Origin of the sequence: Mumia flava, from assembly GCF_002797495.1 — a bacterium.
In the GTDB taxonomy this organism is placed as follows: Bacteria; Actinomycetota; Actinomycetes; order Propionibacteriales; family Nocardioidaceae; genus Mumia; species Mumia flava.
The window spans coordinates 581,127-602,553 of sequence record NZ_PGEZ01000001.1; the positions used below are offsets into that span (position 1 = coordinate 581,127).

At 72.2% G+C, this 21,427-nt stretch carries 20 protein-coding genes; 4 read left to right on the forward strand and 16 right to left on the reverse strand.

What is annotated here, in order from left to right; all coding sequences use genetic code 11:
* Positions 1-45: 45 nt before the first annotated feature.
* A complete protein-coding gene (locus CLV56_RS02755) occupies positions 46-864 on the forward strand; it encodes a hypothetical protein (protein ID WP_039348695.1) in 819 nt (272 codons plus the stop codon).
* Positions 861-1,721 (forward strand): NAD-dependent epimerase/dehydratase family protein, encoded by an 861-nt coding sequence (locus tag CLV56_RS02760; protein ID WP_039348693.1) that lies wholly within the window; start codon positions 861-863, stop codon positions 1,719-1,721. Before CLV56_RS02755 ends, CLV56_RS02760 begins: the two co-directional genes overlap by 4 nt.
* A gap of 68 nt (positions 1,722-1,789) precedes the next feature.
* Here CLV56_RS02760 and CLV56_RS20470 read toward each other — a convergent pair whose 3' ends face one another.
* The 8 genes from CLV56_RS20470 to CLV56_RS02810 all read right to left on the reverse strand — a co-directional run bounded on the left by CLV56_RS20470 (position 1,790) and on the right by CLV56_RS02810 (position 13,156).
* A complete protein-coding gene (locus CLV56_RS20470) occupies positions 1,790-3,163 on the reverse strand; it encodes a hypothetical protein (protein ID WP_039348691.1) in 1,374 nt (457 codons plus the stop codon).
* Entirely contained in the window at positions 3,160-3,816 is a 657-nt protein-coding gene (locus CLV56_RS02780; RefSeq protein WP_039348689.1) for a neocarzinostatin apoprotein domain-containing protein, read from the reverse strand. The genes CLV56_RS20470 and CLV56_RS02780 overlap by 4 nt, the downstream gene beginning before the upstream one ends.
* Before the next feature lie 68 nt (positions 3,817-3,884).
* Complete coding sequence (locus CLV56_RS02785) at positions 3,885-6,743, reverse strand: branched-chain amino acid ABC transporter permease/ATP-binding protein (protein WP_170224750.1); 2,859 nt, start codon at positions 6,741-6,743, stop codon at positions 3,885-3,887.
* A complete protein-coding gene (locus CLV56_RS02790; protein ID WP_157805042.1) occupies positions 6,740-7,510 on the reverse strand; it encodes an ABC transporter ATP-binding protein in 771 nt (256 codons plus the stop codon). The genes CLV56_RS02785 and CLV56_RS02790 overlap by 4 nt, the downstream gene beginning before the upstream one ends.
* Positions 7,491-8,873, reverse strand: a complete 1,383-nt coding sequence (locus CLV56_RS02795) for a type 1 periplasmic-binding domain-containing protein (RefSeq protein WP_039348685.1) — start codon at positions 8,871-8,873, stop codon at positions 7,491-7,493. The genes CLV56_RS02790 and CLV56_RS02795 overlap by 20 nt, the downstream gene beginning before the upstream one ends.
* A 50-nt stretch (positions 8,874-8,923) precedes the next feature.
* Positions 8,924-10,258 (reverse strand): hypothetical protein, encoded by a 1,335-nt coding sequence (locus CLV56_RS02800; RefSeq protein WP_100414354.1) that lies wholly within the window; start codon positions 10,256-10,258, stop codon positions 8,924-8,926.
* The gene (locus CLV56_RS02805) at positions 10,258-11,280 is read right to left on the reverse strand and encodes a WxL protein peptidoglycan domain-containing protein (RefSeq protein ID WP_100414355.1); all 1,023 of its coding nucleotides are present in this window, start codon (positions 11,278-11,280) and stop codon (positions 10,258-10,260) included. Before CLV56_RS02805 ends, CLV56_RS02800 begins: the two co-directional genes overlap by 1 nt.
* A gap of 130 nt (positions 11,281-11,410) precedes the next feature.
* Complete coding sequence (locus CLV56_RS02810; protein ID WP_157805043.1) at positions 11,411-13,156, reverse strand: neocarzinostatin apoprotein domain-containing protein; 1,746 nt, start codon at positions 13,154-13,156, stop codon at positions 11,411-11,413.
* Positions 13,157-13,310: 154 nt separating this feature from the next.
* Here CLV56_RS02810 and CLV56_RS02815 point away from each other — a divergent pair, with 154 nt between their 5' ends.
* Together CLV56_RS02815 and CLV56_RS02820 are read left to right on the forward strand one after the other, a co-directional pair.
* Entirely contained in the window at positions 13,311-13,973 is a 663-nt protein-coding gene (locus tag CLV56_RS02815; RefSeq protein WP_100414356.1) for a class E sortase, read from the forward strand.
* A gap of 1 nt (position 13,974) precedes the next feature.
* Entirely contained in the window at positions 13,975-14,160 is a 186-nt protein-coding gene (locus CLV56_RS02820) for a hypothetical protein (RefSeq protein ID WP_039348680.1), read from the forward strand.
* Positions 14,161-14,313: 153 nt separating this feature from the next.
* On the opposite strand, the gene CLV56_RS02825 is transcribed toward CLV56_RS02820, so the two are convergent.
* Genes CLV56_RS02825 through CLV56_RS02860 form a run of 8 tightly spaced genes read right to left on the reverse strand, consistent with a single transcriptional unit; the run spans position 14,314 to position 21,365 of the window.
* Positions 14,314-15,057, reverse strand: coding sequence for a maleate cis-trans isomerase family protein (locus CLV56_RS02825; protein ID WP_039348678.1), 744 nt, complete (start codon positions 15,055-15,057; stop codon positions 14,314-14,316).
* Positions 15,054-15,734, reverse strand: coding sequence for a hypothetical protein (locus tag CLV56_RS02830; protein WP_039348675.1), 681 nt, complete (start codon positions 15,732-15,734; stop codon positions 15,054-15,056). The genes CLV56_RS02825 and CLV56_RS02830 overlap by 4 nt, the downstream gene beginning before the upstream one ends.
* Positions 15,734-16,561, reverse strand: a complete 828-nt coding sequence (locus CLV56_RS02835; RefSeq protein ID WP_039348673.1) for an SDR family oxidoreductase — start codon at positions 16,559-16,561, stop codon at positions 15,734-15,736. The genes CLV56_RS02830 and CLV56_RS02835 overlap by 1 nt, the downstream gene beginning before the upstream one ends.
* Complete coding sequence (locus CLV56_RS02840) at positions 16,558-17,547, reverse strand: calponin homology domain-containing protein (RefSeq protein WP_100414357.1); 990 nt, start codon at positions 17,545-17,547, stop codon at positions 16,558-16,560. The genes CLV56_RS02835 and CLV56_RS02840 overlap by 4 nt, the downstream gene beginning before the upstream one ends.
* Positions 17,544-18,320, reverse strand: a complete 777-nt coding sequence (locus CLV56_RS02845; RefSeq protein WP_100414358.1) for a hypothetical protein — start codon at positions 18,318-18,320, stop codon at positions 17,544-17,546. Before CLV56_RS02845 ends, CLV56_RS02840 begins: the two co-directional genes overlap by 4 nt.
* On the reverse strand, positions 18,317-19,534 hold the full coding sequence (locus CLV56_RS02850; RefSeq protein WP_100414359.1) for an aromatic ring-hydroxylating dioxygenase subunit alpha: 1,218 nt from the start codon (positions 19,532-19,534) through the stop codon (positions 18,317-18,319). The genes CLV56_RS02845 and CLV56_RS02850 overlap by 4 nt, the downstream gene beginning before the upstream one ends.
* Before the next feature lie 14 nt (positions 19,535-19,548).
* Positions 19,549-20,544 carry an alpha/beta hydrolase family protein gene (locus tag CLV56_RS02855; protein WP_039348670.1) on the reverse strand — a complete coding sequence of 332 codons (996 nt, stop codon included), beginning with the start codon at positions 20,542-20,544 and terminating at the stop codon, positions 19,549-19,551.
* A 5-nt stretch (positions 20,545-20,549) separates the two neighbouring features.
* Positions 20,550-21,365 carry an oxidoreductase gene (locus tag CLV56_RS02860; protein ID WP_039348666.1) on the reverse strand — a complete coding sequence of 272 codons (816 nt, stop codon included), beginning with the start codon at positions 21,363-21,365 and terminating at the stop codon, positions 20,550-20,552.
* Between the last annotated feature and the right edge of the window lie 62 nt (positions 21,366-21,427).

The following is a 21,427-nucleotide window of genomic DNA, read 5'->3' on the forward strand; positions in this document are numbered from 1 at the left end:
CTCCAGACTCTCGACGCATAGATCATATATCATTATGATTCGGTCATGACAAGCAGCAGCGCACAGACCAAGACCATCCCGGAGTTCCTCGCGGAGGCCCCCGACGTCGACAGCCGCGAGCTGTGGCAGGCGTTCTGGGAGATCCTGACCGCGGCGAAGGACCGGATCACCGCCGAGCTCGACGTGCAGCCGCACCCGAGCAGCGCGGGGCTCAGCGCGTGGAGCACCCCGGACGAGACCTACGAGGGCTCGCTGAACACCTACGCCGGTGATCCCGACGAAGGCGTCGAGTGGCTCGTCCACTCCTGGATCGGCAACCGTCGGGCCTCGATCCTCGACATGAACCTCCAGGTCTGGCTCGGACCGCACGTCGACGTGCCGCACCTCGTGATCGTGTTCGGCACGATCCCGAACGTCTTCCACTTCAGCGACGCGATCCCGCGCCGCGACCTGATGACCGACATCGACTACCTGGACCGCTACTACGAGCCGGACAACGCCTCCTGGCTCGCGCTGCGCGGCGACGACCGCTTCACCTGGTCGGTCAGCCACGGCACCTACATGCGGGCGTTCCTCTCCCCCACCGGATCCTCCTACGTCGCGGAGCGCGACGAGTCCGTGATCGAGACGCTGCGGGCCCACGTCGAGGAGCGGGTCACCACCTGGCTCGGCTGGGTCCGCGATGCCGAGCCCGTCCCCGTCGAGCAGCGCGCCGCGCTGCGCGAGCGCGACCACGCGCTGCGGACGTACGCCTACACGCTCGACCCGATGAACGAGCTCTCGAAGCGGTTCCTCGGCGAGCAGCGCGTCGAGGAGCTGGTCTCCGTCCGCGCCGGGCTCGAGCAGATCCGGAGCACCCGATGAGGGTCCTGGTGATCGGTGCCGGGCTGGTCGGGACGGCGGCCGGCGCGCGCCTGAGATCAGCCGGCCATCACGTCACCGGCACCACGACCACGCCGGCGCGGGTCGAGGACCTGCGCCGACGCTTCGACGACGTGGTCGTCTTGCGAGGGACCGATCGCGCCGCCGTCGCACGGCACGTCGCCGATGCCGACGCCGTGGTCGTCACGGCCGGACCGGCGGCCGCGCGCGCGATGACGCCCGAGGACCGGGCGGCCACGTACCACGAGGTGCTGGTCGAGACCGCGCTCAGCGTCACGGCGGCCGGCGCGGGCACGCACCTCGTCGCCCTGTCCGCGCTCTCGGTGTACGGGAACGCCTGCGACCACCTGGACGAGGTGACCGAGGACGCGCCGGTGACCAGCGACGACGACCCGAGCCCGCGGATGTTCCTCGCGATGGAGCAGGTCTACCGCGACACCGCCGGCGACCGGCTGACCATCTTCCGGTGCGGCGACGTCTTCGGCGCCGACGATCCCCCGATCGAGGCCAAGGTCGCCCTCGCGCACACCCACCTCGGCGGGTCGGTGCCGTTCGGCGCGGACGCCCTCTTCTACCGGCTCTCCGTCGACGACGCCGCCGACGCGGTGCTGCACGCGGTGCAGAACGAGCTCGTCGGGGTCTTCAACCTCACGCACCCCGAGGTCCCGCCCCGCAACGCCGAGCTGTTCGACACGATCGCCGCGAGCCAGGGCCTGGAGCCCCTGGTCTACCGGGCTGAGATCGCCGCTCCGTCGGTCCCGGTCTCGACCCGGCGCCTGGCCGAGGCCGGCTTCGTGGCCGAGCGGTCGTACGTGCCGCACCCGCTGCTGGCACGCTGACGTACGAGCGGACTCCCTGGCGTTGACAGGTACGCCAGGGAGTCCGCCGTCTGTGGGGCGTCAGGCGGTCATCCGCCCGCCGCCGTGCGGCGCCGGCCCGGCACCAGGACCAGGCCCGCGGAACCGAGCAGCAGCAGCGCCCCGGCCCAGAGCGCGGCGACCACCAGGCCGTCCGTCCCGCCGGTCTGCGGCAGCGTGCCGCCGCCGGAGGCGGTCCCCCCGCCGTCGCCGCCGCCCGAGCCGTCACCGTCGCCGCCACCGCCGTCCCCGCCGTCCGGGGGAACCTCGGAGCCGACGACCATCCTCGAGAGCTCGGCGTCGCCCGTGCAGTCCGCGCTGATGTCGAGGTCGGGGAAGTCGAAGGTGAAGCCGGTGACCGCCATGTCGATCTCCGCCTCCTCCGAGGTCATCTCACCCGTGAGCACCGGGACCGGGACGGGGGCCTTGGTGGCTGCCTCCACGTGACCGCCGCCGGAGAGCGTGACGTCCTGACCGCCGGCGACGAGATCGAGCGTGACGTCCATCGTGCCGTTGATCGGCAGCGGCGCGATCCCCGGCAGGTCGCTCAGCTCGCCCTGGAGGGTGACCGGGTCGGAGTCGGCCGCACGGTACCCGAGGACCGAGATCTCGGCCGGGTAGTCGAACTCGGTCCCGAGCGGCTCGAGGGTGCAGGCGAACGTCACGTCACCGGTGGCCGGCTCGCCCTCACGGGCGGCCGTCGGTGTCGACGTGGTCGGCGCCGTGGTCGCGGCGCTCGTGGGCGCGCTCGTCGGCGCGGTCGTCGGGGTCGTGGTCGGCGGCGTGGTGGTCGGCGCGGTCGTCGGCTCCGGATCCACGGGGTCACCCGACGCGACCACGCTGGCTGTCACGTTCGTGGGCAGGGGCGCCGTCCGCGGATTCGTCTGCGCGGTGCCGCTGGTCTGACCGTTGCAGTCGATCCGGATGTCGAACGCCGTCGCCCGGAAGACCGCGCCCTCCAGCCGGACGTCGTTGTCGCCCTCGACCGCGACGAAGCTCGTCGTCACGGTCGATCCGGGGATCGCAGCGCCGCCGGCGACGGTGCCGAAGTCCTTGCTCGCCGTGACCTCGGTGCCGTCGTTCACCGAGAAGGTGAACGTCCCGGCCACGGCCGCCGCCGGGCCGCCGTTCTTCGGACCCTTGTTGAAGGCGTACTCGATCGTCACCCGCTGGCCCGGCGCCGGATCGCTCGGCGACAGCGTGATCGTGTGGTCGGCGGGACCTGCCGGTGCCGACGCCGCGTCCGCCCAGGGCGCGAGCGACGTCGAGATGTTCGATGACGGCGTCCCGGCGTACCAGACCCAGCACCCGCCGGTCGGCGCGACCGCCTGAGCCGGCGGCGAGGTCAGCACGAGCGCACCCGCCGCGAGCACGGCCGACGCCACGACCCGCAGGGCGGCGGAGCGCCGCGCCCGCGCACTCATGCTCCGGCTCCGCTGCGGCGGCGGGACGGGAGGGCGAGCATCAGGGCGGCCCCGGGAAGGACCAGCGCCGCGCCGGCCAGCAGCAGCACCGGCAGGCTGTCGGTCGGGCCGGTCTTGGGAAGGGCGCCCGCGTCGGCCTGCGCCGGCGCAGCCTCGGCCGGCGCCTGCGCCGGAGCCTCCGCCGGCGCCGACGCCTCCTCGGCGCCGCCCCCGGCCGCTGCGCCGAACTCGAGCGGCACGATCGCGGTGTTCGCGTCGACGACCGCCTGGGAGCTCGCGGTCGGCAGCGGTGCAGCGCCGATCACGCACTGCTGGGTGGTGCAGTCGATCCCGTTGAACGACTCCGCGAGCTTCAGGGTGACCGTCGCGATCGTGCCGGAGCCGTCGGCGTTGCGGAAGGTCGCACCGCCCTGGAGGTTGCAGTCCGACGGACCGGTGAAGCCTTCCTTGCACTGGCCGACCGCGATGCCCTCGAGGTTCGGGTCGAACCCGGAACCGTCGACGGTGATGGACTGCCCGTCGCTGAGACCGGTCGTCTCGCTCACGTCGAGCTGCGGGGCTGCTGAGGCTGCGGGCGCGGCGACGAGCATGACGACGCCGAGCGCGAGCGCGCCGAGGAGGCCTCGCACGGCCCTGATGAGGTTCGATGTCATGGGCGTTCTCCGGGTGCGTGGGATGGGTGCGTGACGGATCGGACGGGTGACGGTGCGGCGTGGTGCGATCACGGCGACCCCGCGGGCAGCGGTGCGACCGGGGTCAGGCTCGGGCCCGAGCGCTCGATGGCGGCGAGGTCCGAGCCGAGGTAGGAGGTGACGACGTCCGGATGGGTCCGGACCTCGTCCGGCGTCCCCGCCGCGATCACGCGCCCGAGGTTCATCGCGACCATCCGGTCGCTCAGCCGTGACAGCAGCGGCAGGTCGTGCTCGATCACGACCATCGCGGTCCCGAGGTCGCGACGGACGTCGAGCAGCAGCTCTCCGAGCGCCTCGCACTCGCTCTGCGCGATCCCCGCCGACGGCTCGTCGAGGAGCAGCACGCGCGGCTCCAGCGCGAGCAGGCAGGTCAGCTCGACGACGCGACGGGTCCCGGTGGAGAGCTCGCTGATCGTACGGTCCGCGAACGGGGCCAGGCCCATCCGCTCGATCAGCTCGTCGGCCCGCGCGGCCCGCTGCCGGTCGGGCACCGGAGTCCCCAGAGCGCAGACCCACAGCCGGCTGGGACGGGTCCGCTCCCCGGCGAGCATGACGGTCTCGCGCACGGTGAGGGTCGGGAAGAGCGCCGCGTCCTGGAAGGAGCGCACGAGCCCGGCGACCGCGCGCTGCTCCGGGCTCGCCCCGGTGACGTCCCGGCCCGCGAAGACCACCTGGCCGGCGTCCGGACGGGTGAACCCTGCGACGATCTCGAACAGCGTGGTCTTCCCTGCGCCGTTCGGACCGATCACGCCCACGATCTCACCGGGGTCGACGACCAGGTCGACGTGGTCCACCGCGACCACGCCGCCGAAGCGACGTCCGACTCCGTGGACCTGGAGCAGCGGCGCCGCGCCCGGCCCGGAGGCCCGGTCGACCTCGTCGACCGCGAAGATCCCACCGATGTCCGCGCCGTGGTGCAGCGGCGAGCGCTGGGTCACGTCGGGGTGGGCCCGCGCGACGGCCGGGTCGATCCCGGCCCGGGCGGCCAACCAGTCGTACCACCGGTCGCGCAGCCGCATCCCGACCCCGCCGAGGCCGTCGGGCAGCAGCACGACGACCAGCAGCCAGCCGAGCGCCAGCGCCGCCTGGCCGGGGATCCCGAGTGCGACCGCCCCGGGGATCCCGACGATGATCAGGGCGCCGATCAGGGGGCCGATGACGAGGCCGAGCCCGCCGACGACCGTCAGTGCGACGACGTCGATGCTCGCGGCCGCGGGGAAGGAGTTGACCGTGAGCTGCGTCTGGCCGTGCCCGATCACGACGCCGCCGAGGCCGGCGAGCGCGCCGGCCACCGCGTACAGCTGGAGCTTGCGGAGAGTCCGCGGAACGGTGAACGCGCGAGCCGCGTCCTCGTTGTCGCGCAGCGCCTGGAGGGAGCGGCCGAAGCCGCTGCGCCAGAGGTTCGCCGAGACGAACACGCCGAGCGCGAGCATGAGGATCGCGAACAGGTAGTAGTCGCGCGCGAGCTCCATGGGGTAGCCGAACCACGACGGCTTGCCGGGCGCGACCCCGTCACCGAGGAAGAGGTCGAGCCGCAGCACCCAGGCCGTCGTCGCCAGGGCGAAGGCGAGCGTGGAGACGGCCAGGGCGAGCCCGCGCAGACGCAGCGCCGGGATCCCGACGAGAGCCGAGACGACCGCACCGGCCAGGACCCCCGCGAGGACGCCCACGACCCACCCGCCGGTCCACTCCATCATGTGGACCGAGACCGCGGCCGCGATCCCGGCGTAGGCGAACTGGCCGAGCGAGAGCTGGCCGGCGACACCCGTGATCAGACCGACGCTGAGGCCGACGAGCGCGAAGCCCGCCACGCTGGTGAGCACCGAGGCCGTCTCGTTGCTGACCACGTAGGCGAGCGCGACCGCGAGCACGACGCTGAACGCGACCACCGCCACGGCGCTCAGCCTGATCGAGCGCACCCGGGTGTACGCGGCGGGGATCGGCGGTGCGCCGACCCGGCGCCAGCCGCCCCGGTCGGCCTCCGCGCGTCCCAGCGACGGCTGCCGCAGGAGCGCGACCACGATCACGAGGCCGAGCACGACCGGCACCAGGCCGCGGGTGTCGGGGTTGGAGAGCAGGACCTGCTCCAGCACGCCGATCCCGATCGACGCGGCGAACGCGATCGGGATGGACGACATCCGTGCGATCACCGCCCCGGCGAGGCCCTTGAGCAACAGGTCCGGCCCGAGCGTGTCGATCGACTGGCCCGCGGTCGTCGGGGTCACGAGGATCGCCGACAGCGCCGCGATCCCCCCGGAGATCGCCCAGGCGAACGACGCCATCCGCGGGGCCCGGATGCCCTCCAGCTCCGCGGTCTCGGCCGCATCGGCGGCAGCCCGGATCGCGAGGCCGTGCTTCGAGCGACGCAGGAAGAGGGCCAGGCCGACCAGCACGGCCGGGGCGAGCAGGAGCATCGCCAGGTACGACGGGCCGACCGGGGTGCTGCCGAGCGTGAACGACGGGAGCAACGGCGGCTCGGGGAACGTGAAGCCGCTGACGCCGTCGCTGTTCACCAGCAGCGCCATGATCAGGATGAACTGCGAGAGGCCGAGGGTCGCGATCATCCCGATCAGGCTCGGCCGCCCGGCGAGCCGGCGGATCACGCCCACCTCGATCCCGCCCGCGAGCGCGGCGGCGACCGCGATCGCGACGGGGAACGCCAGCACGTACGGGGCGCCCCAGTCGACCACGAGCAGCCCGAGGACGGAGGCGCCGAAGGCGCCGATCGACCCGTACGCGAAGTTGACGAACTTGCTCGACCGGTACACCAGGACCAGGCCGACGGCGAGCAGGCCGTACGTCAGTCCGGTGAAGACGCCGATCACCAGGCGGTCGATCCCGAGGTCGAAGCCGGCGACGTCGAGGGCCAGCGCCTGCGCCGCCGTCACGCGGTCACCTCCGCGTGCCCGCCGAGCATGAGCGCGCGCACCCGCTCCGGCTCGGCCGCGAGCTCGGGCGCCGACTCGCACGCCACGATCCGCCCCTTCTCCATGAAGTACGCACGGTCGACCAGGGCGAGCGCCACGTTGACCGACTGCTCGACCATGAGGACCGCCGTGCCCCGGGCGTTCAGCCGGCGTACCAGCTCGAGCAGGCCGCCGACCACGACCGGAGCGAGCCCGAGCGAGAACTCGTCGACGACGAGGACCCGGGGTGACTGCACGATCGCCTTCGCGAGAGCGAGCATCTGGCGCTCGCCTCCGGACAGCGTCGACGCCGGCTGGTCCCGTCGCGCGTGCAGCCGGGGGAAGACCGTGAGCGCGGCGTCGACGGCCTCCCGGGCCCACGCCTGGTCGTCGATCGTGTACGCGTGCACCCGCAGGTTCTCGGCCACCGTCAGCGAGCCGAAGGTGGCCTGGCCGACGACCTGGGCGAGCCCCCGCTCGATCCGTTCCCGGGTGGGTGCCCGCGTCACGTCGACCCCCTGGATCGACACCGATCCGGCGTCGGGCGCGAGCAGTCCGCCGATCACCTTGAGCAGGGTCGACTTGCCCACGCCGTTGGGTCCGAGCAGCGCGACCATCTCCCCCTGCTCGACGTGCAGGCCGGCATCGAACAGCACCTGGACCTGGCCGTACGAGCACGCGACGCCCTCGCAGGCGAGCACGGGCGCTCCGCCGCGCGGCGCGGAGGCGTCATGACGTCGGGAACTCAACGTCGCCCCCTTCGTAGACGAAGCAGCCGCAGTCGCTGTCGAAGCGCATCACGCGGTAGGCACCCGAGGCGGCGTGCCGGCCGGGGCCGAGTGCTCCCGCGAAGCCGGTCGCCGGGACGAAGGCAGAGCCGAGCTTCTCGACCGCGGCACCCCAGGCCGACGCGTTCAGGTCGCCGCTGAGGTCGATCGCGCCGGCCTGCAGCAGCAGCGCGGCGTCGCAGTACGGGAGGGCCACCCGGGCGGCCTCGCGCGAGGAGAAGGTGATGCCGGACTCGCCGTAGATGTCGACGCAGCGCTGCTCGGCCTCGGAGTCGGGGAACGCGAGCGCGTCGTCCGCGACCTCCTGCGAGGGCGCGAACCCGACCCCGACCATGCCGTCCATCACCCCGGGCGGGATGGTGTCGGGGTTGTTGACGAAGAACGCCGGGTTGTCGAACGTCGAGATCGAGTACTGCGCCTCGAAGCTCTGCGAGCTCGCGACCGTTGCGAAGATCGACGCGAGGCGCGCCCCGCCGAGGAACATGACGCGGTCGATCCCCGCGGTGCGGAAGGTCACGGCACCCTGCTCGTTGCCCTGGAACAGGCTCCCCTGGTCGGTGGTGTCGACCCAGGCGACCTCGGCGCGGACGCCGGCGTCGGAGAGCAGCGGGATCGCGAGCTCCTCCATCGTCGCCCGGTTGATCGGGTTGTCGGCGGCGACGACGCCGACCTCCTCGCGGCCGTCGAAGAACCCTTGCTCGGCCAGCGTGGCGACGTAGGCCTCGACGAAGCCGTCGTAGGACGGGTAGCTCGCCGACCACAGGTACGGCGACAGCTCGGCGTAGGTGGCCTCGTCGGTGGCGACGAGCGTCGCGTCGAGCACGAGGGTCTCGCGCTGCGCGTAGCACGGCCTCGCGTTGCTCTGGAACTGCCCCGTCAGGACGACCGCGAAGGCCTGGTCGTCCTGGGTGATCTTGTTGCAGAGCTGCTCCTCGGCGGCCGGTGAGTCCACCTGGGCGTCGTACATCCGAAAGACCGCGTCGAGCGTGCGGCCGCCGATCCCGCCGTTCGCGTTGACCCAGGTCTCCAGGGCCTTCACCTGCTTGGCCGGGTTCCCGGCGTCCGCGGACTGGAAGCCGGTGATGCTCTTGACGCCCTCCAGGTCGACGCCGACGAAGACCACCTTGACGGAGTCCTCGGTCACCCCGGGGCCGTTGCCGGCGGCGGTGGGCGACGTGCCGCTGCCGGCCCCGTCACGGATGCTCCCCGGCATCACGCTGCCGCATCCCACCAGCGCGAGCGCGAACGCGGCGAGCGCGACGCTCGCACGCACCAGCAGCGAGCGGTCGAGACCGCTGTTCCGTTCGACGATCGATGGCCGCATGCTCGCTCCGGAGTGAGTAGGTGAAGTGAGGATATACGATATCGAGCGACCTAGGAAGATTCTTTCCTCTGTCGGCGGTCCAACCAGCCGTCCGCGGCGTCGATGTCGACGACCGCGTCGGTCGTCGCGGGCGCCTCCGCAGGCCCCCCACCCGCGTCCGGGTCGGTCGGCAGAGGCGGTGCCAACGGGTCCAGGACCTGCATCCCCACGTCCGCCCGGCGACGTGCGCTCCCCCGGACGAGCCAGGCGTCGAGAGCGGCGAGGTCGACCACCGCAGCGCCGTCACGGGCCGACGACTCACCAGCGCCCCGCAGGACGGTCGTGCCGGTGGCGAGCCCCGGATCCCGCAGCAACGCCTCGAGGTCCTCGCTCTCCAGCCGCCCGTCGAGCTTCTTGATCAGGCCGGTGCGGCCGACCGCCGCAGGACTCACGAGGAAGCCGCCGATCGCCTCGACGTAGACCACGTCGGGCAGCGGGTACGGGCGGCTCGCGATCTCGGCCCGCCGAGCGGCATCGACCGTCGGACGGGCGCGGCGCGCCGCCATCCGACGGCGGATGCCCCACACGAGCAGCACGACGCCGATCACGTTCAGCGCCACCAGGCCCCAGGGGTAGGCCTTCCACGTGGTGGAGAACGACGTGCCCGCTTCTCCCTGCCCGACCACGCCGACGACGTGGTAGGTCCCGAACGCGGCGAACGGCAGCGCCACCGTGGTCTCGATGTCGACGCTCTGGAGGGGTTCGATCGTCACGTTGCGCTCGGTGATCACCGTCGGCTCGGTGCGGTCGGAGCGCCCCACCCCGATCTTCACCTCGGGGTTGACCGCCGGGGCGTTCCCGACGTTCTCGACGGTGACGACGAGGGTGCGCTCCGGCGACGCGCCGAAGAGGCCGGCGATCCCCCCGTCGCCCTCGAGACGGACGTCGGTGACCCGCAGGCTCGGGATCGGCAGGGCGGCGGACGGCGGTGTGCCGGTGGGGTGCCCGCTGACCACGAACGGGATGTCCACCGCGAGCGCCGGGCCGGTGTACGACGCCACCCGGACGACGCACGGGCAGGGTTTGGGAGGGTTCCCGACGACCATGTCGAGGTCGATCTCGCCGTCGACGTTGGCGACCGCCAGGATCGCCGTGGTCTGGTCGCACGCCGCCGACCCGCCGACCGCGAGGTCGCCGCAGACGACGGCCTGGATCTGGGTGAGCGCGGGCCAGCCCGCACCGTCGATGTGGATCCGGTCTCCGGGCGCGCCAGCCCCGGGCGACGCCGTGGCCCCGAGCCCCGGACCGTCCTCGGCACCGTCCGCGGTGTCCGCCGCGTGCGCGGTCGGGACGGCCGTCAGCGCGAGGACCAGCGGCACGAGCAGCCAGAGCAACCGCCTCGACATCACCGGCCGGCCGAGACCGTGAGGGTCGGGGCGTTCTCGAGCGCCTCGAAGGCGCGGCGTCGCTCGGCGCGGCGGTGCAGCCACCACCACGCGCCGAGGGCGAGCAACGCGAGGACGACGGCGATCAGGACCCAGGGAACGACCCAGGTCGTGGTCTCGCCGACGTCGCCGATGCCTTCGGCGGTCGTGAGCGTCACCGTCGTGGTCACGCGGTCGAACGGGCCGATCCCCTCGACCTCGGCGTTCAGCCGGGCCGACTGGCCGGGGAGCAGGTCGACGACGCCGGCCGACTCGACGGCGTCGAGCTCGCGCGACGGGAGTCCGCTCAGAGTGATCACGCTCTGCGGGGACAGCCGGAGGTTGCCGGTGTTCGTCACCGTGTAGCTGACGGTGCCGCTCGAGGAACCGGTCCACCCGAGGGCGCCGCGATCGTGCTCGAGCTCGATGTCGGTCACCTCGACGGCGGGCATCGTGGGCCCGCTGACCCGCAGGTAGAGCCGTGCGGCGACGGCCCGCTTCAGCCCGACCTCGAGACCGTCGGCCTCGGTCGTGCCCTCGACGGCGCCGTTCAGTGCGACGATCCCACCGACGTGGTCTCCCGGGGTCGCGTTGTCGGGGATGCGGATCGTGATCGGCACGTCGACCTGGGTCTTCTTCGCGACCTTGACCGTCTGGACCGGCACCGTCACCCAGGCGCCCACGTCCTTCTGCGGGAACTCCAGGCCACGCAGGGCGAAGAATCCTCCCTCGGTGGTGTTGTACCCGTCCGCGCCGTAGATGGAGAAGGTCAGGGCCCGCTTCGTGAAGTTGCGGATCCGGACCTTGTCCGTGAGCGTCGCGCCGGGGGCGCCCTCGAGCACGAAGTAGCTGCGAGGGGTCGGCGAGGAGTCGTCGGCCGGCGTCGGCGTGACCGACCAGGCGCCGTTGTCGGCGGCCTGAGCGGGAACAGCCGGGCCGACGACCGCGACCGCGGCGACGGCCAGGGCGATGAGGGGGCGCACCAGGCGCTTCGCGACGGACATCGACGGCTCCTCGTCCGGGGGGTAGGAACGATCCGTCCCGGGTGGGTGTCGGCCGGCGACACCCACCCGGGTCGGGTTACTTCGGTGGTGCGGTTCTCGTCATCTCAGATGACGTGTCGGGACCCGAGGGTCACGACAGCGTCAGCGTGAGCAGACCGGTGTAGTTGCCGGCTGCCTGCGACGACCCGACCTCGAGCGAGAGCCCGGCGTCGGCGAGGGTGTCGCCGCCGCTGGTCCCGTCCGTGCCCAGCCCGGTCGTGGCGACCGAGCAGAGCGGCAGGTCGGTGGAGTCCGTCGTGAACGACCCGGTGCCACCCGCGACGACGGTGTCGTCGTTGTTGGCGTCGGCCGTGCACGACGGCGTCCAGCTCATCGCGCTCGACGGGATCGTGAAGTTCCCGCCGGCGGGGTTCGCCGGACCGTTGAGGCCGGAGAACCGGCCCACGAGCGACCAGCCGAGGGTGCCACCGCGGTAGTCCATGACGGTGACGTCCTGCAGGTCGCCGGTCGAGGTCTGGACGGTGCCGTCCAGCGTGACCCCGTCCATCGCGACGTTGCCGGCGTCCTTCGACATCTTGAGGTCACCGGCGACGACCGTGAGGTCGACGGTCTCGAGCAGCGAGCAGCTGCCCGTGGTGGCCGCACCCTGCTTGGCGGTGCAGGTGTCACCCGAGAAGGTGAAGGCCTGCGAGCCGAACAGGACGGTCGGAGGCGGACCGGCCGCGTGGGTGCGGCTGGCGCCGATGAACGCGGTGGCCGCGTCGTTGACCGTGAAGGTCGCCGAGATGTTGCCGGACGAGTCGGCCGTCGTCGAGACGGTCGGGTCCGACGACGCCGGCGGCGGGAACGGCGGACCGTTCTGGTAGCCGCCGATCGTCACGGCCTGGCCCGGGTCCCAGTTGCTCCCGGAGACCGTCACCACGGTCCCGGCGCCACCGCCGGTCACGTTGGTGGACACCGTCACGCCGGCGAGGACGGTGATCGGAGTCAGGCTCGTCTCACCACCCGACGTGACCTTCAGGGCCCGTGAACCGGTGGTCGCGCCCGAGGGCACGGCATAGGTTCCCGAGCCCGTACCCGCGGCGGCGATCGTCACGGAGCCGGTGGTGGCGTCGCAGGTGCTGCCCGACGCGTTGCACAGCTCGACCGTGCCGGTCCCCGCACCCGCGAAGTTCGACACGCCGAAGCTGATCGCATCACCGCTGCGGGCCGCCGTGGTGACGACCTGGTTGGTGATGCCGGTGATCGTCGCCGTCGGCCCGACCGCGGAGAAGCTCGCCGCGATGTTGGTGTCCAACGGGGTGGTGGCGGGGTTGACGCCGTTCGCGACGCCGACCGACTGACCGTTGCAGTTCACGCGGGTCAGGAAGGTCGGGATGTCGTAGATCACCTTGCGCAGCCGGACCGTGTTGGTCCCTGCCGAGGTGATCGTGAACGAGCCGCTGATGGTGTCACCGGGGATCAGCGCAGCACCGCCCGCGGAGAACCCCGAGGTGATCGCCGGCAGGTTGGTGCCGTTCACCGAGAAGTAGTAGTACGCCGTGCCGCTGGCCGGCGGACCACCGTTCTTCGGCCCCTTGTTGAACGTCAGCGAGAAGTCGCGCGTGCTGCCGACGGTCGTGCCACCGGTGGTGGTGATGGTGTAGTCCGCGTCACCGACGGGCGCCATCGCCGGGTCGGTCCACGGTGCGAGCGTGGACGAGGTGTTGCTCGCGGGGTTGGTGTCCTCGATGTCGGCTCCACTCGGGGGTGAGTAGACCCAACATCCACCTGTGGGGGTTACCGCTGCCGCTGGTCCGGCGCTGACGACGACCGCCGACGCGGCCAGCATGCCGGCTCCCGCCAGCAAGGCGACCGTGCGATTCTTCGATCTCATCTACCCGCTCCTCTTCTTCGGGTAGGGGGCCCCGAAGGGACCCGACCTAGGTCGCAGCCCTGTCTACTGCCATTCGCACCCATCGGGAGTGCAAGTAGAGATAGGCTGAAGCACCAACCTCGATATTGTCAATGATATATCAGAGAGGATTTCGGTGTTCGTTCGTTCGACGGCCACCCGCAGCCTCGCGCGCGCCGCGGCAGAGCTGCTGGTCACCTGCGGTGCCGTGGTCCTGCTCTTCGGGGTCTACCTCGTGTTCTGGAGCGACGTGCAGGCGAGCGTGGCCCAGGTCGGGCTGCGTGACGACTTCGAGCAGCAGGTCGAGGCCGCCCAGGACGGGCCCGCCACCCAGCCGGTCGCCGCGAAGCCGGCCGTCGGCAGCGGGATCGCCGTCATGTCGATCCCCCGGCTCGGCGCCGACTGGTCGTGGGTCGTCGTCGAGGGCGTGACCGACGACCAGATCGCCCGTGGCCCGGGTCACTTCCCCGAGACCGCGCTGCCGGGCCGGACGGGCAACTTCGCGGTCGCCGGCCACCGTGCGACCCACGGCGAGCCCTTCGCCCACCTCGACCAGGTCCAGCCGCGTGACACCATCCTGGTCGAGACACCCGGGGCGGCGTACGAGTACGTCGTGACCCGCACGGAGATCGTCGCGCCGAGCTCCACCGGGGTCCTGCTTCCGGTGCCGGACCGCCCGGACGCGACGCCGAAGAAGGCCCGCATCACACTCGTCACGTGCCACCCACGGTGGGGTTCCAGCGAGCGGATGATCGTGCACGGCCACCTCCAGCGCACCATCACCGGGACGGGAGCCTGACGTGTACGCGACCCTCTGGCGACTGCTGCCCGGCCCGACGCCGGTCCGCGTCCTGCTCGCGCTCGTGCTCTTCCTCGCAGCGGTCGCGCTGCTCTTCCTCGTGGTGTTCCCGGCCCTGGAGCCGCTGCTCCCGCTCGAGCAGATCACGCTCGAGCCGCAGACCGCGTCCGGCGCCCAGCCGCGCTGACGCCCGGCACACCACCCTGTCCGGGGACGGCCGCGCCCGGTCGGCCGACGAACGCACCCCCGGGCCCTGGTCCCGGGGGTGCGCGTGGAGTTCCGTACGGGGCAGCCCAGGGGTCGGGAGGGCTGCCCCGTACGGAGTCGTGGGGTGCGGTGATCAGTGCTCGCGCAGCAGCGAGCCGAACCCGTCCAGCTGGTCGTGGATCCCGTTGTCGCGCAGGGCCATCCACCAGGTCGCCGCGTTGATCGCGATCACCGGCTTGCCGAGCCACCGCTCGGCCTCGTCGGCGAGCTCGGACATGCACAGGTTCGTGCCGCACTGCACGATCGCATCGACGTCCTCGCCGTCGACCGCCAGGATCGCGTCGCGCAGGTCCTGCTCGCTCACGTGCGCGATCGACACGGCCGTCGGGCAGCGCAGACCACGGATCGAGGCGACCTCGAAGCCGAGCTCACCGAAGAACCGCACGACGTTCTCGTCGCCGATCGGCTGGTACGGCGTGACGACACCGATCCGACGCGCACCGTACAGCTGGAGCGCGCGCTCGCACGCCTCCGCTCCGGTGGCGACCTCCAGGCCGGTGATGTCGGTGATCTGCTTCTTGAAGCGGCGGTTGCCCTCCACGCCGTCCCAGAAGGTCTCCGCGCTCATGCCCATCACCATGTAGTCGGGCTCGCAGGTCAGGACCCGCTCGCACGAGGACCCGATCTCCTCGCGGATCTGGTCGAGCAGCCGCTCCATGCCGGCGTCGTCGGCCATGTTCTGGTCGCGGATGTGGATCCGGGAGAAGTGCGAGGTGACGCCCCGCGGCGCCATCATCGCGAACTCGGGCTCCACGATCGTGTTGGTGCTGGGGGCGATCACGCCGAACTTGCGGCGCCAGCCGAGGCGGTCGGTCATCGGACTCGCTCTCCTTCGGGGACTTCGGGGGTGCTCCGAGCACCCAGGCGGCTGCGCAGGCGCAGCGCGCCCAGCAGGAAGCACAGCTGGACCAGCGAGTTGGTCAGCTGCTCGGCCCACTGCACCAGCTCGGTCTGGTGCTCGCGGGCCGCGAGCGGGGGCAGGACCAGCGTCCCGGCGAGGTACACCACGAACAGCCAGGCTCCGAGCCGGTCGCCGTGCCGTCGGCTCAGCGTCGCCGCCAGCACGCCGACCGCCACCGCGGCCAGAGCCGCGACACCGAGCATCGGCATGGTGCTCCCGAGCCCGACGGCGCACCCGGCCCCGACGAGAGGAACCAGCGCGAACGGCCACCAGGCGACCGCCCGCCTGCGCAGCACGCTCGTCAGCGCCCACGCGATCGCGCTGAACCCGACCATCAGGCACGGGAACAGAAGGTTCTCCAGCAGGTCGTACTGCCGGCACGGCTCCATGGCGACCAGCAGCTTCCAGACCGCCTTCGCCAGCCCGCCGAGGGTGACCACGACGCCGCCGGCCAGCGCCGCCGCCCGCACGCGCGGCAGCGCGCGGCCGGTCGCGGAGGCGAGCGCGAGCGCGCCGGCACCGGCCAGCACGACCGGGACGAAGTCCTCCACGGCCAGCGCCAGGCCGTACTCGGTGCACGGATCGACCGCCATCACGCCGCCGCTCGGTCACCGGACGGCGCGAAGATGTCCCGCGACCGGAACCCTGCGGTCATGAAGCGCCCGAACGCCTTCGACCGGGTCAGCCACGCGACCTTGGCGCCGTGCTTGGGCTCGGCCAGCAGCCGCTCGGCGAGCCAGGGGGTGACCGTCTCGACCCGGTCGCCGAGGATGTTGAAGATCCGGCGGGCCTTCTCGAACGCCTCGGGCTGACCGTCGTAGTCGTCGACGAGGAGGTCGGTGGCAACGATCCCCGGCGAGAGGGACCCGACCTTCACCGAGGTGCCCTTGGTCTCCTTGACCAGCGCCGCGGTGAGGTAGCTGACGCCGCGCTTGCTGGCGCCGTAGACCGCCATCCCCGGCTGGATCTGCCCGTCGGAGCCGAACCCCTCCATGTTCCAGATCCAGCCGCCCCCGGACTGGGCGGCCAGGCCCGCCGACGCGACCGCGCAGCCGTGCACGGTGCCGACCAGGTTGGTCGCGACCACGGTCTCGACGGCCTCGGACGGCACCTCGGCCAGCGGGCGGCGGGGCGCGGACATCCCGGCGTTGTTGATCCAGACGTCGACGCGCCCGAAGGTCGCGACCGCGTGGTCCCACAGCGCGCTCAGCGCCGTACGGTCGGTGATGTCGGCGACCAGGCCGGTGACCGCGAACGGGTCGCCGGCCGCACCGAGCTCGGTCACGGCGTCGGCGAGCCGCTCGGGCGAGCGCCCGCACACCACGACCCGGCAGCCGCGCGCCAGCAGCTCGCGGGCCAGGCCGAGCCCGATCCCCCGGGTCCCGCCGGTCACGACGACGACCCGGCCGGCGGCGCTCACCGCTGCGGCTCCCAGCTCAGCAGGCCGTGCACGACGTGGCTCGTGGTGTCGCCGCGCATCAGCTGCCAGACCACGGCCAGGTCACGGGTGTCGGGGTCGATGAGGACCTCGCGGCCCTTGATCTTCTCGACCCCGCGCGCGTCGGTCCCCACCAGGTGCTGGCTGGTGAACAGCGCCCGGCCGTACGCGATCGCGTTGCCGTAGACCTCGGGACCGTCGTACTGGACCCGGGCGCCGTCGCGCGAGCGCTCCAGCGCGTAGCTGCGGTCGAGCGCTCCGCGCCAGGTGATCCGCTGCCGGGCACGCCGCAGCGACTCCGGCTCGTGCTCGATCACGACCTCGGTCTCGCCGAGCGGCTCCTGGTCGGCGCCGTGCACCGCGAGCGTCCCGGTCCAGCGGCCGCGCTCCTTGGTCGGCAGGACCTGCGGGGTCGACCCGCGCCGGGTCTCCGCCGCGATCCACTCGTCGACGAAGGCCTGGGTCTGCGGGTTCGTCGCGTGGTCGGACGTGCGTTTGTAGACGCCGTTGAAGACCGCGCAGACCGCCCAGCCGTCGTGCAGCACCGACGAGTAGACCTGGGTCTCGCCGTCGGGCAGCACCTGGTTCCAGGTGCGCAGGTCGGCCTGCCAGCCCGGCGAGTAGTAGTGCGCGTCCACGAACAGGCCGTACGGCTGGCCGGTGCCGTAGAAGTCCGGTCCGCAGTAGACGCGGTTCTCGTCGGAGTCGACGATGCCGAAGTCGAACTGCGCACCGAGCTCGAGGCGGTTGCGCAGCGGACCCGAGCCCTCGAGGCTGGTCCGCATCCAGTAGCGGGCGACGTCGCCGTCGACCACGCTCGCCCGGACCACGTGCTCGTAGCCGACGTGGTTGCCCTCGGCGTCGAAGAGCGAGGGCCGGCCGTGCCACTCCCCCTCGATCCGCTGCTGCCAGGCGCTGGTCTCGCTGCTCTGCGCGGAGGCGTCGGTCTCCGCGTCCGTCGCGGTCATGCCCGTACCTCGTTGTCCAGCAGCTGGGCCCGGACGTCCTCCATGGCCTCGTCGCCGACCAGACGAGCGACCTGCGCCCACACGTGGTCGACGTCGGGGCTGAAGATGTTGGCGCGGTTGCGGGCGTCACGGAGGCTCAGGTCGGTGTCGGCCACGTCGGCGACCACCGCGTCCGGGACCGGCGCGGCGAGCAACCCGAACCAGTGGTCCAGGTAGGTGGTCACCGCGTCGTCGATCCCGGTGAACGCCGCCTCCTCGGCCCGGTGCACGAGCATCCAGGGCGACATCATCGCGAACTGGCGCGGCCCGATCGCGGCCTTGCTCAGCCCGGGCCGCTGCGAGACCTCCTCGAACGCCGGGGTCAGCGGGGCGTGCGCCCAGTCCAGGTACGTCAGGTGGGTGCCGAGGTCGGCACGCGGGATCAGGTCGAGGTGGAAGGCGTACGAGCCCTGCCCCTGCACGGAGTCCAGCGTGAAGTGCGGCACCGGGAGGTCGGGACGGACGAAGGCGAAGACCATGTGGCTGTCCAGCCCGATCGCGCGCACGGTGAGCCCGACGTAGACCAGCTTGGCGACCGGCTCCGTCTCGTCGGCGGCGGTGAACACGCGGACCTCGCCCACGGGGTCCGGCGACATCGGCGAGACGAGCGTCCGGAACGCCCGGCCGGAGGCCGACCGAGCCTCGACGAGGCCGCGCTCGTGGACGATCCGCTCCCAGGTGCGCCGGCACAGCCCGCCGGAGAGGCTCGTGCTCTCGGCCTCGGTGGCGCTCATGCCGGCACCTCCTCGCCCGGGGCCTCCACGGTGTCGGTCCGCGGGAGGTCGCCGCGCTCCTCGCGCTCGGCGCGCTGCCCGAGCAGCTCCTTGCTCCGGACCTCCTTGAAGTTCCACGCCGAGGCCAGCTCGGGCACCTCGCGCCGGACCGGCGACGGTACGACCCGCGCCTCGACCCGCGCCGGGCCCTCGCCGACGATCGTGTTGCCCTCGACCGACCATCCCGCCTCGATCAGCTCGCGACGGCGGCGGCGGTACATGACCTGGTTGTAGTCGCTGCGCACGTGCAGCTCGTCGGACAGGTCGTACGGCAGCAGCTCGGGCCGCACCGTGTCGACGACGGCCTCGTCCTGCTTCAGCACCTTGAACACGCGGCGCCTGGCGTCCTTGTCGGCCCACCTGCCCTTGAAGAAGGTCCGCAGCGCGATGAACTTGACGAGGGTGGTCTCCTCGTCGATCGGGATGTTGATGTCGAAGATCTTCAGCTTTCCCATCGGCAGGTCGACCTCGAGCAGGATCGCGTTGGGCAGCCACCACGTGGTGGACACCGGCACGAGGGGGCGGTTCAGGAGGTCGCCCCCACCCGGGTTCATCCGTGCCCACAGGCCCTTGGGCTTCGGCGGGTTCAGCTTGACCGAGGCCTTGCAGTGCCAGGGGGACGTCTCCACCTCGAACTCCGGCACCTCGGGCTTCTCCGGGTTGCCGAACGCGCCGCGGTGCACGAACGGCGTGTGCGCGATGTCGACGCCGTTCTCCAGGATCCGCTCGTAGTTCGACTTCCACAGGAACGTCCCGGTCACCGCACGGTAGGTCTCGGTGTCGTCGACCGCGGACCAGTCGGGGATCGGCGGCCGCTCCTCCTCCGGCAGGTCGCCGAGGAAGACCCAGATCATCTTGTGCCGCTCGACCACCGGGTACGCGTCGATCCGCGCCTTGCGCGGGATCCCCTTCTCGGGGTGCGCGGGGATCTTCAGGACCTCGCCGCGCTCGTTGTACTCCCACCCGTGGTACGGGCAGACGATGCAGTCGCCCTTGAGCTCGCCCGCCGAGAGCGCGGCACCGCGGTGGACGCACAGGTCCGAGAGGCACACGACCGATCCGTCGCTGGGCTTGCGGTAGATCACCAGCTGCTGCCCCAGCACCTTGATGCGCTTGGGCGTCCCGACGACGAGGTCGTCGCTGAACTCCACCCCGTACCAGAAGTTCTTGAACATCGCGGAATCTCCTCCTACCGTCGCCGGATCTCGGCGATCTGTGGACCGGGCTGCTCGACCAGCAGCTCCAGCGCGTCTTTGGCCTCGGCCTCCCCGCGCACGTGGGCGCGCAGGAAGGTCGCGACGGTCTCGGCGAGCGTCGCTCGCAGGGCCGCGGCATCGCCGCCGGTGGCCTCCTCGAGGAAGCCGCGAGCCGTGGTGGGGTCGTCGGGGTGGGCGGCGAGCATGTGGCCCGCGCCTGCGAGCGTGACGAGCCACGCGTCGGTCGTGGCCGGGACGGCGTCGCGCCAGGTGGCGGCGATCGGGTCGTGGTCGGGATCGCCCGCGTCGCCGCCGTAGCGCAGCGCGCTCGCGGCGACGACACCGTCCGCGCTGCCCCCGACGAGCAGGACCGGGACCTCGACCGCGACCGGCAGCACGGTGCCCGCCGCGTGTCCGAGCTGCTGCGACGCCATCGTGTGCGCGCCGTAGGTGACGACGGCCCGAACCTGGTCGAACCAGGCCGGTCGGGCCGACTGCAGCGCGACCGTCCCGCCGGCGGAGTGCCCGAACAGGCCGACGGCGCCGGGCTCGAGCAGCCCGGCGAGCGGACCGTGGTGGCCGAGCCGGCCGACCGTCTCGAGGACGGGCCCGAGCGCCTGGGTGGTGGGGCGGCGGCCGTAGGTGTCAGGTCCGACCGCGCCGAGGTCGACCCCGGGAGTCAGCCCGTGCTCACCCGCGAACAGCTCCCCGACCCAGTCGTAGGTCACCGCGACGAACCCGGACTCGACGAGCGTGGTCGCGAGCCAGGCGTACGCCTCGGCTGCCACGTTGACGCCCGACAGCAGGACCACGACCGGGTACGGTCCCCCGGCGGGGTCGGCGGCCAGACGACCGCTCATGCGCTCGGCGTCCGTGCGGGCGGCGAGCGCGGGGTACCTCACGGTCACGTGCGCGGTGTCGTACGGCGCCTCGGCGCCCGGGATCCGGGTCGCGGTGCGGAGCGCGCGGACGAGGGCGGGAGCGGCCACGGTCCTCAGGCGCCCTGCTCGTGCGCCCGCGGCAGCATCCGGTCGCCGCCCCACAGCGCCCGGACGAGGCGCTGGGTGGTGTCGGCCCCGAAGTAGCGGTCGCCCATCACGTTCGCCGGGTCCCGCTCGGCGATGTTGCGACGGATCGCCTCGTCGGCCGCAGCGAGCGCGGCCTGCTCGTCGGCGGGCACGCGCGGCGCCTCGTCGACCCAGCCGAGCCAGCGCTCCAGGTGCTCGGTGGCCAGCTCGCTGACGAGGTCGGTCATCCGCTCGTCTGCGGGCGCCATGTAGCAGAAGGCCGTCGGTGAGAGCCCGGCCCGGACGAATCCCGAGCGGCTGATGAACGGCTCGAGCCAGTCGTTGTCGTTGCGGACCTGCTCCCAGCGCGCATTGACGGGCTCGTAGTACCGGTCGTAGGAGTCGGTGTCGGTGACGAGGTAGCTGCGCGGGACGGAGTCGAGGTACATCCAGCCGTGAGGGAAGCACCCGAGCGCCATCCCGAAGTGCGGAACCTTGACCTGGGGTCCGAGCCAGATGGTCAGGTGCACGTTGCAGAAGCCGGCGGCGGCGTTCTCCATGTGGGAGTGGACCATCCAGTCGATCTCCGGACCGGCGTAGGTGCGGACCCGTCCGCGCGGCCCGTCGTCGGAGCCGACGTCCTCGAGGACCTCCGAGGACGGGTCGCGCTCGAGCGAGAAGCGCTCCTGGACCCGTGCCTGCAGCCGCTCGACGAGGGCCAGCCAGGCGGAGAAGGTCTCGGTCACGTCGGTCGGAGCCGACTCGTCCAGGTGCTCCTGCACGTGCTTCAGCGTCTGACTCACGGACTCCTCCTCGACTGCCGATCCAGTGATGCGACTATATATGATCTATACCGTCGCGGATA